This window comes from Wenyingzhuangia sp. 2_MG-2023, from assembly GCF_030548295.1.
Classification (GTDB): Bacteria; Bacteroidota; Bacteroidia; order Flavobacteriales; family Flavobacteriaceae; genus Wenyingzhuangia.
In genome coordinates this window covers 33,486-51,532 of sequence record NZ_JAUOSB010000010.1, presented here as the reverse complement: position 1 = coordinate 51,532, position 18,047 = coordinate 33,486, and the positions used below count along the sequence as shown (strand labels likewise).

The window sequence follows — 18,047 nt, the reverse complement described above, 5'->3', positions numbered from 1 at the left end:
TTTGATTAATTTCTGTGTTTTACAAAAATAATCGTTGAGACTTGTTGAGAATTTGTACTTAGAAGACTATTTGTGGTATAAATCCGACATTTGTATTTATATTTACATGAAAAATTTACTTTTTAATGTATAAAACTATCGAAAATGTATCATTGTCGTTGTTAAATGTAGGATATGTTAATTTAAATAGTAGTTGGGATTATAAAAATGTAATGAGTCCTTTTTTTAGATTGTATTACATAACCGATGGTGAAGCAAAAGTTTTTCACCATCAACAAACATATATCTTAAAGCCAGGATACATGTATCTGATTCCAAGTTTTACATTTAGTCGTTACAAATGTGATGTTTCTATGACTCAGTTTTACATTAGTGCTATAGAAGTTTCCGAAACGGGAATGTCAATTTTTTCTAAAACTAATTTTATTTATGAGGTAAAAGCTGATCATATTAGTTTGGTGTATTTTAAAAGAATTTTGGAATTGAACCCTAATAGATCTATAAAAAGAGATGATCCTAAAGTATATGACAACGAACAAGGATTGACTTCTTTTAGGGTTGAAAATCAAAAATTATCTGAAAGCTCTTATTTAGAAACAACAGGATTGTTGAAAGCATTAATTTCTAAGTTTGTTATTGGTTATAAGAATGATAGAATAGCATTGAAAAAGAATGCAAAATTGAATTCTGTTCAAAATTTTATCAATGTAAATTTGCATACAGACTTAACAGTGCAAGATTTGGCAAATTCGCAAAGTTTGAATGTAGATTACTTTTCAAGATTGTTTAAAGAAGTTTTTGGAATGCGACCTATAGTTTACATTCAAAAAAAACGAATAGAAAGAGCGCAGTTGCTATTGATTGCTACAGATACAAGTTTGCAAGATATTTCTGACACAATTGGTTTTTCAAACCTGTCTTATTTTTCTAGAGTTTTTAAAAAAGAAACAGGAAAAAGTCCTTTACAATATAGAAAAGAAAGGAGAAAAGTATAGGAGAAAGACTGTAAGTAGTTGTCCAAAATATTTATTACCTAGATGTTTTTAGCGTACTTTGTACTCTGTTACAGTTTGTATCAACGATCAATAAAATAGATTTAACAATTCTCAGATGGACATCGTTATTATAGAAGATGAAGATTTGGCAGCAGAATCTTTAGAAAAAATGTTGCTAAAAATAGAACACACTGTTGTGGTAAAAAAACGTTTAGAGAGTGTAGAACAGTCTCTAAAGTGGTTTGAAAACAATACTTGTGATCTTATTTTGAGTGATATTCATCTTGGAGATGGGGAAAGTTTTGAGATTTTTGAAGCTTTAAAAATAAAAATTCCGATTATTTTCACAACGGCTTTTGATCAATATGCCATTCAGTCTTTTCAATTTTTTGCCATAGACTATTTACTAAAACCGTATGACAAAGTAAAGTTGAACAATGCCATTAAAAAGTACATCAATTATAGCGCAACAACTCCTGTAAATGATTACAGTCGTATAGAAAAATTATTGGTACAATTAAAAAATACTCCTGAAAATATAACTGAACAAGAACGTTTTTTGGTATCTAGAGGAGAAAAATTAATTTCTATAAATAGTGATGAAATTGCATATTTCATGGCAGAAAACAAATCTCTTTTTTTGTTTACTACAGCAGGAGATAGTTATTTGTATGATGATACCATTTCTAGTTTAGAGCATAAACTATCCAAAAAGAATTTTTTTAAAATAAACAGAAAGTACATTGTAGGTCACAATGCCATCAAGACCATTGTAAAATACAGTCAGAATAGGTTAAAAATTGAATTGCAACCTTCACCCAATACCAAAGATTTAATTTTGGTAAGCTCTAATTACATCAATACTTTTAAAGATTGGTTAAATCGTTAATATGCTGTCAAAGAATTTTTTTACAAGATTTAAAGAACACAGACAATACTTGTACATTAGTATTTTGTTCATTGCTATTTTTTTTATAGGAAGCTCCTTAATTACACCAAAAATTACTTCGGTAACTGAAGATTTGATTGAAGATCTGATTCAAGGAAATTTAAAATCCAAGGAAAATATTATTGTTTATGAGTTCAATCAATTGGATAGTTATTTGGTAAATGCTAAAAAAATCATTCAAAATTCTATAGCTACTTCTGTCAAATCGTATAAAGAAAAATTACTATTTACTTCAGATTTAGCAGTATCTAACTTAGCTATTTCTAACAGTTTTGTATATTTTTTAAATGCAGATCAAACTTCTGAGTTTTACGGAGCCAAACAAGATTCTTTGTACAAAAGTGAAATAGATTTTTATTTAAAAGCAAATAAATTATCTCAAAAATTTGTTGTTGATACCATCATTACCAAAGCCAATAGTGTTGTAAATAGAAAAATTTACATTCAAATATTAGAGAACAATACAACTGTTGCCGTTGGTTACGATGTAGATTTGCTTGCGTTTTGGGAAATTTTTTCTGAAAAGTATAAAGGAGATGGTGGTTATACGGTGGTAGCCAACAAAGAAGGAATTTGTATGTTGCATCCAGAAACTAAATACATTGGTAAAAAATTAGAAGGTTATTTTGATGAAATTTCCATAAAAAAAGTCTTACAAAATTCTATTAAAATTAACGGATACTATGTGCCAAACTATACCAATGTGCTAAAAGAGAAAGCATTATCAGAGTTTATAGGTTTGGAGGTTTTACGTTATTATGACACGGTTAAAATTGGAGAAACTCCTTTTATTGTTGTGGTGAGTTTTCCTGTAGACATTCATTTAAAAGAAACTACCGGAAACATACAACGTTATTTTTCATGGATTAGTTTTTTAGCTTTTGCCACGTTTATGCTTATATTAATAGTGTCTAGATTGCAGTTGAAAAAAGAATATTTAGACAATTTAAGAGTGGTAGAAGAAAAAGAGCAGTTGGTGTATGTAAATGAAAAATACCAAAAAGAAAATGCTGTCTTGCAGTTGAATCAGCTTAAGAAAAAGATGAATCCTCATTTTTTATTCAATAGTTTGAACTCCTTGCATGTTTTGATTGATTTGAATCCAGATTTATCGCAACAATTTGTTTTAAAGTTGGCAGATGTGTACCGATATCTTCTGGAAGATAGAGATGGAAATTTGATCACCGTAAAAAAAGAAATTACCTTTTTAGAGCAATATGTCTTTTTACAAGAAATAAGATTTAACAACAGTTTAAATGTATCAATCATCAACAAATGCAATGATAAAATTCTCCTTCAAAAAATTCCTTTTCTATCCTTAGAAACGTTGGTAGAAAATGCCATTAAGCATAATGAAATTACCAAAGAGAATCCATTACTTATTAAAGTAATCATTTCTAAAAAAGGCATTACAGTTGTAAATAATTTTACACCTAGAAAAAAGAAAGACAAAAATAGTCATAATATTGGGTTGAATTATTTGGAAAATACTTACAAATATTACCAAATAGATTCCTTTAAAACCGAGGTTGTGGATGGGAATTTTAAGTGTACGCTACCCTTTATTACCGTAAAATAGAAGTTCACTCCCTTTTTTTTGGACTTCACTCCATTCTGTTTTGGTAAAACCTTGATTTGATGGAAATTTGAGGAATCAATCACATTATTTATGAAAAGGTCCTCATTGAAAGGTAATTTTTTTGGTCAATTTCTAATTCTCCTTGTTTTGGTGTCGACAGGTCTTGTCGGTTTTTCTCAAGATAAAATAGAAAAAGATGATAAAGAAGAAACAGAAAAAAAAGATAGCATTAAGTCTGCGGATTCTAAAGAGTTGAATTATCAAAAATTTGTAAAAGAAGGAAATGTTAAAAAAGGACTTTTTAATGTATATACCTTAAAAGAAGATTATTATTTTGAAATTCCAGACTCTCTAATGTCTAGAGATTTGTTGGTGGTCAATAAAGTATCGAGCGTTCCTTATGAATTAAATGGTCATGGTTTGAACAAAGGGATGACTTTTGAAACCAAATTGGTTCGTTTTTATAGAGATACAGTTTTGAATAAAGTTTGGGTGAAAACTATCAACCCTAGAGTACAGTCTCCTGAAAATGATGCAATTACACTTTCTGTAAAAGACAATTTTAAAGAGTCTATTATAGAAGAGTTTAGTATTGAGGCAAAAAATGAAGATTCTACAGCGGTTTTTATCAAAGTCAATAAAATATTTAACGGTAAAGAAAAAAGTTTTAGCGATGTATTGACCAATATAGGATTGGGAGGAAGCATCAAAACCAATTTGTCAATTTTAGAGAAAATAAAATCTTTCCCAAAAAACATAGTGGTAAAATCATTGTTAACCACCTCGGTAAGTGAAGGAAAAGGACCTGCATTGCCATTGTCTATTGGAGTAACAACCAATATTGTTTTGTTACCAACCCAAGTGATGAAACCTCGTTTTTCTGACAAACGTATTGGTTTTTTTAGCATTCCAATGGAGTATTATTCAGACAGCCAGCATCAGGTGGAAACTAGGCACATGATTACTCGTTGGAATTTAGAACCCAAGAAAGAAGATATAGAAAAATACAAAAAAGGAGAGTTGGTAGAGCCTAAAGAGCCGATTGTTTATTATTTAGATCCTGCCACTCCAAAACAATGGAGACCTTACATAAAGCAAGGGGTTTATGATTGGAATGTAGCTTTTGAAGCTGCGGGATTTAAAAATGCAATAAAAGTTAAATTTCCTTCTGACAAAGATGTAGATTTTGATGCGGACGATGTTCGATATTCAGTAATTACCTACGCTGCCTCTGAAAAACAAAATGCCATGGGACCTTCTATTGTAGATCCTAGAAGTGGACAAATTTTAGAATCAGATATTATATGGTGGCACAATTTAATGAAAGGATTGCATTCTTGGATTCGTGTGCAAACAGGACCTATAGATGAAAAAGCAAGAGCAAATAAATTTTCTGACGAACACATGGGAGAAGCCATTCGTTTTGTTTCTTCTCATGAAGTAGGGCATACATTTGGATTGAAACACAATATGGGAGCTTCTTTTAGTTATCCGGTAGATTCTTTAAGATCCAAAACATTTACAGCTAGAATGGGAGGTACGGCTCCGTCTATTATGGATTATGCTCGTTTTAATTATGTAGCACAACCCGAAGATGAGGTAACAGATATTACTCCTAAAATTGGAGTGTATGATAAATATGCAATTGATTGGGGGTACAGATGGATGGAAAATAAATCTGCACATGAGGAATTGCCAGTTTTGAACCAATGGATTAGAAAACACGAAAATGACCCAATGTATTTTTATGGACCACAACAACCAGGTGGAAATGTAATAGATCCTAGGTCTCAAAGTGAAGATTTGGGAGACAATGCTGTAAAAGCAAGTACCTATGGACTTCAAAATTTGAAAAGAATTATGCCTAATATTTTGTCTTGGACAGAAGAAGAGGGACAGGATTATTATAAAGCATCAAAATTGTACAAATCTGTAATTGATCAGTGGGAATTGTACAACAATCATGTAATGGCAAATATTGGTGGAATGTATGTAAACAATACTGTTTATGGAGATGGAAAAAACACGTACAGTCCCGTGCCAGCACAGCTTCAAAAAGAAGCTCTAAATTATTTGATAGAGAATGCTATTTTACCACAAAAATGGTTGTTTACGCCAGAAATTAACAACAATGTTTTTGCAGTAAGAGATGCTCCAGATGGAGAACGTTACTACTCTCCAATATCAATGTTACGTATTTATCAGACAAATGTTATTTATAGATTGATTCATACAGACCGATTGATGAGAATTACAGAAAATGAAATTTTGAATCAAAAAGACGACGAAGTATTTACAGAACAATATTTATTTGATAAATTATTTGAAACCATTTTTAAGAAAACACAAAAAGGAAAATCTTTGGATATGTTTGAACGCATCACACAGAAAAATTATATAGATGTGTTAACGGTGGATAGAAATAAACTGTTGGAAAAAACAAAAGAGAAAAAGTCCGTAAATAACTCTGAATACTATAAAAATATACATTTTTCTTATTTACCTAGAGTTGCGGATATTGGAACAAACAAAAGAGCTGCCTTAGAAAAAGTATTAGTGCTTTTAGAGAAAAAAAGAAAAAAAGGAGACAGAGCAACACAAGCACATTACAGTGATTTGATTGCCAGAATAACGTACAATTTGAAAAACTAAATTATGAGAAAATTAATATACTTATTAATTTTTATCCCCAGTTTACTTCTTGCACAACGTCAAAAAGTAATAACAGGTAAAGTGATAGATCAAGCAACGCAAATGCCAATTGTAGGTGCATCTGTGTATGTGTCGTCTGCCATTATTGGGAATAAAACCAAAACCGAAGGAATTTTGGCTGGTGCTATGTTGGGAACTACCACCAATTATGATGGAGAGTTTTCATTAAAAATAGCAGAAGACATCAAATCTATATTGGTTTCTTACATTGGTTTTGAGACGGAAAAGATTGTGGTTTCTAAAAATACTACTTCCATTTCTGTTCTTTTAAAAGAAAGTGCAGAAGCGTTAGAGGAAGTTGTGTTGACGGGATATCAGAAAATAGAAAAACGAAAAATGACCTCTTCGTACTCTAAAATAAAAGTATCGGAGATTGATCAAGCAGGAGTTGCTAGTGTAGATCAAATGTTGGCAGGACAAATGTCTGGAGTTTTGGTGCAATCCACCAACGGTGCTCCTGGTGCACCTGCTAAAATTGCCATTCGTGGAACTTCTACGTTAAATGGTTCTTCAGATCCTTTGTGGGTTTTGGATGGTATTCCGTTAGAAGGTAATGACATTCCTAGTGATTATAGGGATAAAGACAATATAGACAATTTACAATCGTACCCAATTGCAGGTTTAAACCCAGAAGATATAGAAAGTATTACTGTGTTAAAAGATGCTTCTGCAACTTCTATTTATGGAGCAAGAGCAGCTAACGGAGTAATTGTGATTACAAGTAAAAGAGGAGAAAAAGGAAGCATGCGTGTGCGTGTAAATGCTAACATGTTTGTAACCCAAAAGCCAGATTTAAGCAAGTTGAATTTGATGAATTCTACAGAAAAAGTAGATTTTGAATTGTACTTAGCGGGTAGGTCAGACTTAAGATACCAACAAGATAGAGGAGCCGTAGCAAGAATTTTAAATGCAAACGGAGAATATGCTAATTTTAGAGACAATGGTTTTGAGAGCATTTTTACAGAAACTCAAAATGCCATCAACAATTTAAAAAATACCAATACCAATTGGGGAGATGAGCTGTATCAAATGGCCATTAACCAACAATATAGTTTGAGCATTTCTGGTGGAAATGATAAAAATGACTATTATTTTTCTACAGGAATTTTTGATGAGAAAGGAACAACAATCGGAACAGGACAAAAAAGATACAATCTTACTTTAAAAGACAATTTTTCTATCAATGATAAATTAAAAGTTGGTGTGGCATTGTTTGGTAGTCAGAACAGAACTTTCTCTTACATTACGGGAGCAGATGCTTATACCAATCCTTCATATTATTCAAGAAATGCCAATCCGTATTTAAAATTGAAAGATGAAAATGGAAATTATGTGTACGATCCTGATTTGGTAGAAAGATCGGACCTGAATCTGAATTACAATGTTTTGGAAGAAAGAGAAAATACCAATTATGAACTGGTTTCTAATTCTTTAAAATCAATCATGGATGTTCAATATCAACTGAGTAAAGATATACAAATCAATAGCCAATTAGGATTGCAGTTAGATTTTGACAAAACTGAAAAAATGAGTGATGAGAATAGTTACTATACTCGAAAATACGAGCAAAGATCTCAATACGTAACTTCAGAAGGTTCTGCTTATTACATGCCAAAAGGTGGGATTATCCAGAACTGGAATGCAGATGTTTTTCAATACAACTGGAAAACAACAGCAAATTACAATACCTCTTTCAATAAAATTCACGAGTTGGATTTGATGGTAGGTACTGAATTTAGAAGAAACAAAAAAACAGAAGTTCATACCAAAGGATTTGGTTTTAATGCCAATACACTAACAACAATTCCGATTACAAATGAGAGAGCATTGACCAATTCATTGTTTGATACTTATAGAAAAACTTACAACGAAAATGCATATGCATCGTTTTTTGGAACAGCTTCTTATACGTTGAATAAAAAATACACCGTGTTTACAAGTTTAAGATACGATGGATCTAATTTGTTTGGAGTCAATCCAAAATATAGGTACTTGCCGTTGTGGTCGGTTGCGGGGTCTTGGAATGTGTACAACGAAGATTTTATGTTTGATTTGGATTTTGTTAGCGATTTAAAATTAAGAGCTTCTTACGGAGTACAAGGAAATATAGATAAATCTACGTCTCCTTTTGTAATTGGTGAGTATCAGACAGCTACAATTTTGCCAGGTGTTACCGAAGAAATTATCAGAGCTACCACTGCACCCAATGCAAATTTAAGATGGGAAAAAACAGTATCATCAAACGTTGGGTTGGATTTAGGATTGTTTCGTAATAAAATTTACATCACAGGAGATTATTACTACAGAAGAAGTACAGATTTGATTGGTTTGAGATCTGTTCCGTTAGAAAGTGGATACAATTTTATCAATACCAACTGGGCAACAGTAAGCAACAAAGGATTTGAGTTGATGATCAACACAACTAACATTCAAACTCCAAATTTTAGATGGACCAGTAGTTTCAATATTTCTCACAATAAAAACATAGTGGAAGATATTGAAATTAGAGAAGAAGATTTTAAACCATCGTTAAAAGGATACAGTTCCAATGCCATTTTTGCCATCAAAACAGCAGGATTGGATAGCAATGGTTTGCCTTTGTTTTGGAGAGATGGAAAAAAGGTTTCAGCAGTTGATTTTTTCAACTTAGAAGAAGGAACCAACGGAAGTCAGTTGACCAGAGAAGAGCATAGAAATTTGTATTCGTATGCAGGTGATGGAACTCCAAAATTTAGTGGAGGTTTTAGAAATAGTTTTAGTTACAAACAATTTGATTTGCGTGTGTTGACCAATTTCAATATCAAACAAACAGTAAAAGCAGCTCCAAGTTACAACTTAACACAAGCGCAACCGGGTAGCAATTACAGTACGGATATTCTAAAAGCGGGTACAGGTAATTTCCCTGCATTGATTGGTTTTACAACTCCAGGTTTTGATACAGATTTGGTCTACAATTGGTACAATTCATCTGATGACGGAAGAACTTACGATGATTTAGATATCTGGATAAAGGATATTTCTTACATCCGTGTAAGTAGCATCAAATTAAGTTATGCATTGCCAAAAAAGCAATTGAAAAAATTGAAAATAGAAAGTTTAAATTTTAATGTAGAAGGAAGAAATCTATTTGTTTTTGGAACAGATTACAACGGTTTTTTTGACCCTGAAACTTACGGAAGTATATATGCACAACCTATTCCTAAAATTGTTTCAGCAGGATTTCAACTTTCTTTTTAAAAAATATTAATCCATGAAAAAAATACTATACATACTATTAAGCACATTTACTTTTATTTCTTGTGATAAGTATTTAGACATTGAACCAGTTGGACAAGTTATTCCTAAATCGGTAGAAGAATTTAGAAGCTTTTTAACTTCTGCGTATTCTATCTCAAAAAATCACAAAGTGTTAACTACTTACAGAGGTGATGAGTTGTCTTTAGAAGAAGATGGATTAGGAGTAGAGCAATACGAAGATTTGTTTGTTTGGAATGATTTGAACCCAAGTCCTCTAACTACATCTTTTCCGTATGCCAGTGTTTACAATACTATATTTTATGCGAATCATATTATTAATAGTGAAAGTGTTATAGAAGGAGATCTTTTAGAAAAACAACAATTGATAAGTGAAGCTTATGCGTTAAGAGCGTTGCAATATTTTGAGTTGATCAATTTGTATGCAAAGCCTTATAGCAAAAGCACAGCAAGTACAGATGCAGGTGTAGCCATCACAACAGTTTATGATTCTGAAAAAGAATATCCGGTGAGCACTGTAGAAGAAGTATATACTTTAATTTTAAGCGATCTTGACAAAGCAGAAGCTTTAATGCAGACAAATAAACAAGCGGTAGGATACAATTATAGGTTTTCTACATTGGCTGTAAAAGCATTTAAAGCCCGAGTGTATTTGTATCAGCAAGAATGGCAGAATTCAGTAGATCTGATAAATGAAGCTTTGACAATTCATTCAGAACTACAAGATTTGAATACAGATGTATCCATTATGCCATCAGAATACAATTCTGTAGAATCTATTTTGGCTTTAGAAAACGTAGCTCATTTTGATATGGTAACCTATGCAACCATTGCTACAGATTTGATTGAAGCTTATCATCCAACAGAAGATTTACGTTTGGCTGTTTATTTTGAAAAAAATACTGACGGAACGTATCGCTCTAAAAAAAGTGCCGATAACAAATTTAAAATTTCTTACAGAACGTCAGAATTGTACTTGAATCTAGCAGAGGCTTTGGCACAATTAGGACAAGAAGACTTAGCCAAAGAAACCCTTGTCAATTTTGCTCAAAAACGATATACAAATGCAGGATGGGAAAATTTTAAAATCAAAGTAAATGCTTTGAATTCTGATGATTTATTAACAGAGATATTAGAAGAGCGCAGAAGAGAATTTGCCATAGAAGGTCACCGATGGAACGATTTAAGAAGAACTACGCAGCCAGAATTGATAAAAACATTTGATGGAGTGGTTTATCAACTAAACAAAAACGATGAAAGATACGTTATTCCATTTCCAACCGATGCTGTAATTAACAATCCAGATTTATAAACGAAATCCTGTTATAATCCGTTGTTATCTTGCGGACTATAATTAAATATAAAAGATAAAAAAATAACCCTTAAATATTTTAATTATGAAGAAAATTATTTCAATTCTAAGTATGTTTATAGCAATTGCTATAGCTACTGTTTCTTGTTCAAGTAATGATGACAATGAAATTACAGAACCAACATTATCAACTTTAGCAAGTATCAATGATTTTTCAATTGCTATCGAAAACGTATCAACAACAGATATTACTTATGATTTAGGAACAAACATTACTGTTTCTGTACCTTTTGGAACTAGCTTAACTGCAGTGGTACCAACGATTGAATTGGCTGAAAACGCAACTGTTTCTCCTGCTTCTGGAGAATCAATAACTTTTGTAGACGGTGAACCTAAAACTTTTACGGTAACAGCTGAAGATGGTGAAACTACTAAAGAATACACGGTTACTGTTAACGTAAAAGCTGAAGTAGGAAGTGGATTTAAATTGAAAACGTATGTGTTGGCAGACTTATACGGAGAAAACTCAACAACAACTTATACTTATAATGAAGCTAACTTTGTAAGTTCTTTTTCTAAAGAAGAGGATGTTTGGGGAGATATTTCTACAGTGGTTTACACATTAGTTTACAATGATAAAAATCAGGTTACAGAAAAGACGACTGAAAATGGAAGTACAATATATGAGTACAATGATGCTGGACAAATTGTGAAAGGAATTTACAAATATGAAGATGTTTTGACTTATACGTATGTTTATAACTATGATGCAGTATCAGGAAATTTAATTAGAGTGGAAAGAACAAATCATACTGGAGATGAGGATGAAATAGATGATATAAAGACATACAAGTATGATGAAAATAACAATGTAATTGAGCTTATTACAGGTACTGCTCAATCAAATGTTTTTACAGCATCTTATGATGATAAAAACAATCCTTTTAAAGGAATGTATCCCGCTGCTTATGCTGCAATCAATGTAGGAATTGAAGAGGTAAATACAAACAATCCTATTTCAGGAACTTTGGCAGATGATACGGTTACTTATGAATATAATACAGATGGATATCCTTTAACAGCAGCTTATACTTACTTTGATGGATTTGCTACTGTTAATAAAACATTTACGTACTACGCTGCGGAATAATTTTTTGTTTACTTTTTATCTTACTTTTTATTTGTACAAACACTCTTTCATCAAGAGTGTTTGTTTTTTACCAACGTTATGAAGAATGAATAAACATATATATTATGCACTTATTTTAGTGCTGTTTTCTTGTCATAATAATTCATCAACAGATGAGACAAGTCACCAAGAAGAAATTATTTTAAGCAAAGAACAAAAAATCATCAATTTATATACTACTTCTGTAATTCCTTTGTTTGCAGAATACAAAGAGGTTGTAATACCAACAGACTTTGTGATAGATGAAAAAGATTTAGGCATCAATGCAGGAGCTGCTTTTGGATATGTAGAAATAAGTATGGGTTTGGTAAATGTATCAAAAGAAAGTGTGCAGTTGTTTGCACTTTCTCATGAGGTTGCTCATATTGTTACTTTGTCTCAAGCTAAATTGTTCAACTATCAAGGTAGTATTCCCAAAGGAACCCTAACAAATGATTATAAAAAAGCAGAATACTTGGCAGATTTGATTGCAATTTATTTGATCAAAATCCATCAACCAGAGCATTTTGAGAGTTTACTTTCTAATTTTAAGTATTTAGAAAGTTTGTTGGGAGTAAGTACATATACACATCCTTCTGGGACGGAGAGAATCAATGCCATTAATGAATATTTGGCTTTGAGTAAAGAAACCAACAGTACAGTTGCTTTTAAAGAAATGTATGCTAAGTTCTGGAATATGGACTGATTTTTAAAGAATAAACGGTCTAATTTTTATGTAAAACACACGATTTATATTTAGTATAAATCGTGTGTTTTGTTTTTAAAGATTACTTTTTTGGAATAGGAAAACCTCTATCTCTCATCAAAGGTTCAATGGTTGCTTTTTGCCCTCTAAACAATAAATATGCTTGTTCAGGATCCATAGAGTTAGAAGGAGCAAATAAGTATTTTACCAATTTTTCTGCCATTTCTTCATCGTAAAAACCATTGGGGGCATTCGCAAAAGCTTCTGCAGCATCAGAGGTTAAAACATCAGCCCATAAATAACCATAATATCCTGTTGCATAACCTTCTCCAGAAAAAACATGATTAAAATGTGGTGTTCTATGTCTCATAGGCAATTCTTTAGGCATGTTTAAGGAGAGTAATGTTTCGCGCTCAAACTGATCAATATCAATGTTAGTAGGATCTGCCAAATGAAGTTTCATGTCCATTAGTGCAGAAGCCAAATATTCTGTAGTGCCAAAACCTTTGTTAAAAGTTGCTGCTTTTTTAATTTTTGAAATCAATTCAGGAGACATAGGTTTTCCTGTTTGGTAGTGTAACAAATAGTTTTGAATGACCAAATCTGTAGACAACCAACGCTCTAACAATTGAGATTGAAACTCTGTATAATCTCTAACACCACTACTCAATGTAGGGTATTTTACATTGGAAGAGAAAAAGTGCAAAGCATGACCAAATTCATGAAAACAAGTAATGGCATCGTCCCAAGAAACCAAAAGAGCTTCACCTGGAGCAGGTTTTATAAAATTGGAGTTGTTAGAACCTAACACATTTGTTTTACCATCAAAAGTAGTGTGGCTTCTGTAGGTAGTAGCCCAAGCACCAGAACGTTTTCCTTCTCTTGCATAAGGATCAAAATACCAAAGTCCAATATTTTCATTGGTATCAATACGGGTAACTTCCCAAACTTTTACATCTTTATGAAATACGGGAACTGAGTTTTCTGGCACAGGAGTAAATTTAAAATGAAATAATTTTCCTGCAACAAAATGCATGGCTTCTACAAGCTTGTCTAGTTGAAGGTATTGTTTCACTTCATCAGAATCTAAATCATATTTTAATTTTCTAACTTTTTCTGCATAAAATCTATAATCCCACGGTTCTATAGTAATATTTTCGCCAGTTGCAAGAGCCAATGACTGCATGTCTTTTACTTCTTCTGACACACGAGCTATGGCAGCAGGCCATACAGCTTCCATCAATTTTAGTGCATTTTCAGGAGTTTTTGCCATTCTATTTTGCAAACGCCATTCTGCATAATTTTGATGTCCTAAAAGAGCCACACGTTGCTTTCTTAATTTTAAAATTTGTGCAACAATATCATTGTTGTCATAAGCATCTCCATTGTCTCCTCTAGAATAATAGTTCTCCCAAACTTTTTTACGTAAGACTCTGTTTGTAGAATAGGTTAAAAAAGGATCCATAGAAGAACGTGTGTTGGTTACAGCATATTTTCCTTTTTTACCTTTGTCTTCAGCAATTTTTGCTGCGGATTTTATAAAACCTGTAGACAAACCTCCCAATTCATCTTTGGTCAAATAGGTGATGTAGTTTTCTTCGTCATGCAGTACATTACTAGCAAATTGAGTGTATAAGTTAGACAATTCTTTGTTGATGTTTGCGTAGGTTTCTTTTTTAGAATTGTTAAGCTTGGCACCATTCATTTCAAATCGTTTATAGATCAATTCAATTACGCGCTGTTGATCTGCTGGAAATGGATTTTTTAACGATTCCTGATACACCGTATTGATACGATGAAACAGTTTTGAGTTTTGTGTGATTTTGGAATTGAAATCTGAGAATATAGGAGCCAGTTCAGATTTTATCTTTCGGAATTCTGGAGTTGAAATATTACTGCTTAAAATTCCGTAATAAACTTGAGTATTTTTCAATTCTTTTCCTGCACGTTCCATAGCCTCTATGGTGTTTTTAAAAGTAGCAGGTTCAGAATTGTTTACAATTGCATCAATATCTTTAAGGTGCAATTCCATTCCCAAAAGCATGGCTGGTTTTACATCATCTATTTTTAGTTGATCAAAGGCAGGAACACCACCGTAGGGACCGGTAAATTCCTGAAGTAAAACAATGTTGTTTGTCTGTTTTTGTTGTTCTTTTTTACAACAAATTAATGTCACGCTAATAGCGATTAGGGTAAGTGTTTTTTGGATCATACCAATGAGAAATTGTTTCTTTCTTTAGATTAATAAATAGATTTAAGTTGCACAAAATTAAAGAAATCAACAAGGTATAATGAATGATTTGATTGAGCTAGTGCTGTTTTAAAACAGGTTTGTAAAAAGTGAAAAAAGAGAAGTTGTTTTTTAAGCGTATTTTTGTACTGAGTAACGAATAGAAAAGTATAATGAACAACAAAACCAATACAAAAAAAACAAAAACTCCTTGGCCTACAAAAGATGCAATGAGTCAGATTTATGAAAAGAAACTTTGGGGAGGTAGTGGATGTGATTTTTATTCAGGTGATGGATCACATAATCCTGAAATAGTTGATCCATACAAAAATTCGGTTCTTTTATTTTTAGCCTCTTTTAAAAATCCTTTGATTGTTTGTGATTTGGGATGTGGAGATTTTAACATTGGAAAAGAGCTGGTCGCACATACCCAAAAGTACATTGCAGTAGACATTGTTGAAAATCTTATCAAATACAACAAAGAAAAGTATAAGACAGAAAACTTAGAATTTCATTGTTTAGATATTGCCAAGGATGTATTACCAGCTGGAGATTGTGCTATTGTAAGACAGGTGTTACAACATTTATCAAATGCAGAAGTTCAAGGTGTATTGGATAAATTGAGAGCTTATCAATATGTTGTTTTAACAGAACACATTCCAAATGGTGATTTTGTTCCGAATAAAGATATTATTTCTGGACAAGGAATCCGAATTAAAAAGCAAAGTGGTTTGGATGTATTGGTTGCTCCATTTTATTTTAAAGTAAAACAAGAAAAAGAACTCACATCGGTGCGGTTACCAAATCATAAAGGAAAAATTGTCACTACTTTGTATCAGGTGTTTTAAAGTGTTGAGTTTATTAAAAAAAGCCAGAAAGTATCAATCATAACAATTAATAGAAAGTTAAAAAGGGAATCAAAACTAAGTTTTTAGGATAAGTAATTTTAAAATCCTTTAATATCGTATATTTGCCCTTGATTTTTACACAAATACATGTCAGAAAATTCTAAAAATAATTCTGTAAAAGATACAGACGTACAACAGTGCATCCATACGATAGAGTCTTTGTTGCAAGACACAAATCAGCTGTTTGAAATGCCCGAAGAGCAACGTGTAGCTTTAATGAAAGTTGCAGGCTTGTTAAGCCGACCAACCAAAGAAGAGCAAGATAGACGTAGAAAAGATGCTAAAAAAGCAGCCAAACGCAAACAGCAAGAAAGAGACAAACATGCTAGAAAAGAAACAGGAATTCGTTCTGCTAGAGAATCTGCTGTGTTTGAAGCTCCTAAAATGTTGACTTTTACAGAGGTTAAGAAAGAGGATATACCAGAATTGGAAACACCAAGAAACTGTTATGTGTGTAAAACATTGTACACCAAGTTGCATCATTTTTACGATAGTATGTGTACCGAATGTGGGGATTTTAATTATGCCAAGCGTTTTCAAAATGCAGATTTAAAAGGACAAGTTGCTGTTATGACGGGTTCTCGTTTAAAAATTGGTTATCACATTACTTTAATGATGTTAAGAGCAGGAGCAACGGTTATTGCTACAACTCGTTTTCCAGCTGATTCTGCCATTCGTTTTGCTAAAGAAGAGGATTTTCATGAATGGGGACACCGTTTAAAAATTCACGGCTTGGATTTAAGACACATTCCAAGTGTAGAAATTTTTTGTAATTACATTGAGCAAAAATACGATAGATTGGATATTTTAATCAATAATGCAGCTCAAACTGTGCGTAGACCCGCAGGTTTTTATGCACATATGATGGAAATAGAAGAATTACCTATCAATAAATTGCCTGTGTTGGCTCAAGAGTTGTTAAAAGATCACAATAATTGTTTGGATGAATTAAAACAATTGAGCGGAACCGTAGTTGCCAATAACAAAAATGTGCCGGTAACTTGGCACGGAGAAGAACCTGGAGTGGGATTGAGAGCTTCGGCCAAATTGTCTCAAATTCCATATAGTTTTGACAATTCTTTGGCTACAGCAGAGGTTTTTCCAGAAGGAGAGTTGGATGCGGATTTGCAACAGGTAGATTTGCGAAAAACGAACAGTTGGAGATTGAAATTGGGTGAAATAGAAACTACGGAAATGTTAGAGGTTCAGTTGGTAAATTCCGTAGCACCTTTTGTGTTGTGTAATCGTTTGTCAGAATTGATGAAAAAAGACAATACAGGTAAAAAACACATCATCAATGTATCTGCGATGGAAGGTAAGTTTTATCGATTTAAAAAAGAAGACAGACATCCACACACCAACATGGCAAAAGCAGCACTAAACATGCTAACCCATACTTCTGCAGCTACTTTGGCAAAAGACGGAATTTTTATGAATGCTGTAGATACAGGTTGGGTTACGGATGAAGATCCAGCAGAATTGTCTAAAAAGAAAGTTGAAGTTCATGATTTTCAACCACCTTTAGACATTGTTGATGGAGCAGCAAGAGTTATAGACCCATTGTTTGATGGAATCAATACTGGAAAACATTGGTGTGGTAAGTTTTTAAAAGATTACAAACCTATTGATTGGTAATCTTTAAATTTTTTCTGTTGCTATAGGTTTGTTTCTAGCAATTACCATATTCTGAATTTGAGCAATGCTATAAGCGGCCATTTGTGCTCTTGTAGCCAAATCTCCTTGGTACAATTCGTCAATACTATTTTTCCAAAGACTCAACCAATGGTCAAAATGTTCTTGGTTGATGACATGATCAAAAGTAGCATCTGTTAATAAATGTTTTTGAGTTGGATTGCCTTTGAATTTTGGAATTCCAAACAAATTTGTTTCCCAAAAATCAGTCAATTTTTCTAAATGTACTGGCCAAGCTTTTTCTGGAATCATTCTGTTAAAAATAGGGCCTAACAAATTGTCCTTTCTTACTTTACTATAAAAATGATTTACAAGTTGATTGATATCTGCTCTATTTTGGATGTCTTGCTTCATGATTTTATTTCTTAAAAGAATAAAAACTAAAGCTACTAAAAATACAGAAGTATTTGGTGTGGATTGATGAATTGTTTTTGGCTATGAAAATAAAGAGAATTGATGTTTTTGATAACTACTATTTGGCAATAAAAAAACCACTTAAAAGAGTGTTTTTTTATTAGATGAATACCTTGTTTTTAGTCTT

At 32.4% G+C, this 18,047-nt stretch carries 12 protein-coding genes; 10 read left to right on the top strand and 2 right to left on the bottom strand.

Features of this window, described 5'->3' with window-relative positions:
- The first annotated feature begins 125 nt into the window (after window positions 1-125).
- The 8 genes from Q4548_RS11665 (at window position 126) to Q4548_RS11630 (ending at window position 12,676) form a co-directional block, all read left to right on the top strand.
- Window positions 126-995: an AraC family transcriptional regulator gene (locus tag Q4548_RS11665; protein WP_303455205.1), complete on the top strand. Its 870-nt coding sequence runs from the start codon at window positions 126-128 to the stop codon at window positions 993-995.
- A gap of 115 nt (window positions 996-1,110) precedes the next feature.
- Entirely contained in the window at window positions 1,111-1,884 is a 774-nt protein-coding gene (locus Q4548_RS11660) for a LytTR family DNA-binding domain-containing protein (RefSeq protein WP_303455203.1), read from the top strand.
- Between the two features lies 1 nt (window position 1,885).
- The gene (locus Q4548_RS11655; protein WP_303455201.1) at window positions 1,886-3,523 is read left to right on the top strand and encodes a histidine kinase; all 1,638 of its coding nucleotides are present in this window, start codon (window positions 1,886-1,888) and stop codon (window positions 3,521-3,523) included.
- A 90-nt stretch (window positions 3,524-3,613) separates the two neighbouring features.
- Complete coding sequence (locus Q4548_RS11650) at window positions 3,614-6,175, top strand: zinc-dependent metalloprotease (RefSeq protein ID WP_303455198.1); 2,562 nt, start codon at window positions 3,614-3,616, stop codon at window positions 6,173-6,175.
- Window positions 6,176-6,178: 3 nt separating this feature from the next.
- Entirely contained in the window at window positions 6,179-9,472 is a 3,294-nt protein-coding gene (locus tag Q4548_RS11645) for a SusC/RagA family TonB-linked outer membrane protein (protein WP_303455196.1), read from the top strand.
- Between the two features lie 13 nt (window positions 9,473-9,485).
- Window positions 9,486-10,802: a RagB/SusD family nutrient uptake outer membrane protein gene (locus Q4548_RS11640; RefSeq protein WP_303455194.1), complete on the top strand. Its 1,317-nt coding sequence runs from the start codon at window positions 9,486-9,488 to the stop codon at window positions 10,800-10,802.
- Between the two features lie 85 nt (window positions 10,803-10,887).
- Window positions 10,888-11,952 carry a DUF6242 domain-containing protein gene (locus tag Q4548_RS11635; protein ID WP_303455192.1) on the top strand — a complete coding sequence of 355 codons (1,065 nt, stop codon included), beginning with the start codon at window positions 10,888-10,890 and terminating at the stop codon, window positions 11,950-11,952.
- Between the two features lie 85 nt (window positions 11,953-12,037).
- Window positions 12,038-12,676: a hypothetical protein gene (locus Q4548_RS11630; RefSeq protein WP_303455190.1), complete on the top strand. Its 639-nt coding sequence runs from the start codon at window positions 12,038-12,040 to the stop codon at window positions 12,674-12,676.
- An 82-nt stretch (window positions 12,677-12,758) separates the two neighbouring features.
- On the opposite strand, the gene Q4548_RS11625 is transcribed toward Q4548_RS11630, so the two are convergent.
- Window positions 12,759-14,888 (bottom strand): M3 family metallopeptidase, encoded by a 2,130-nt coding sequence (locus Q4548_RS11625; RefSeq protein ID WP_303455187.1) that lies wholly within the window; start codon window positions 14,886-14,888, stop codon window positions 12,759-12,761.
- Window positions 14,889-15,079: 191 nt separating this feature from the next.
- Between Q4548_RS11625 and Q4548_RS11620 the strand changes: the two genes are divergently transcribed.
- Together Q4548_RS11620 and Q4548_RS11615 are read left to right on the top strand one after the other, a co-directional pair.
- On the top strand, window positions 15,080-15,754 hold the full coding sequence (locus tag Q4548_RS11620; RefSeq protein ID WP_303455185.1) for a class I SAM-dependent methyltransferase: 675 nt from the start codon (window positions 15,080-15,082) through the stop codon (window positions 15,752-15,754).
- A 147-nt stretch (window positions 15,755-15,901) separates the two neighbouring features.
- Complete coding sequence (locus Q4548_RS11615; protein WP_303455183.1) at window positions 15,902-17,449, top strand: SDR family NAD(P)-dependent oxidoreductase; 1,548 nt, start codon at window positions 15,902-15,904, stop codon at window positions 17,447-17,449.
- 3 nt (window positions 17,450-17,452) lie between these two features.
- On the opposite strand, the gene Q4548_RS11610 is transcribed toward Q4548_RS11615, so the two are convergent.
- Window positions 17,453-17,860 (bottom strand): group III truncated hemoglobin, encoded by a 408-nt coding sequence (locus Q4548_RS11610; protein ID WP_303455180.1) that lies wholly within the window; start codon window positions 17,858-17,860, stop codon window positions 17,453-17,455.
- Between the last annotated feature and the right edge of the window lie 187 nt (window positions 17,861-18,047).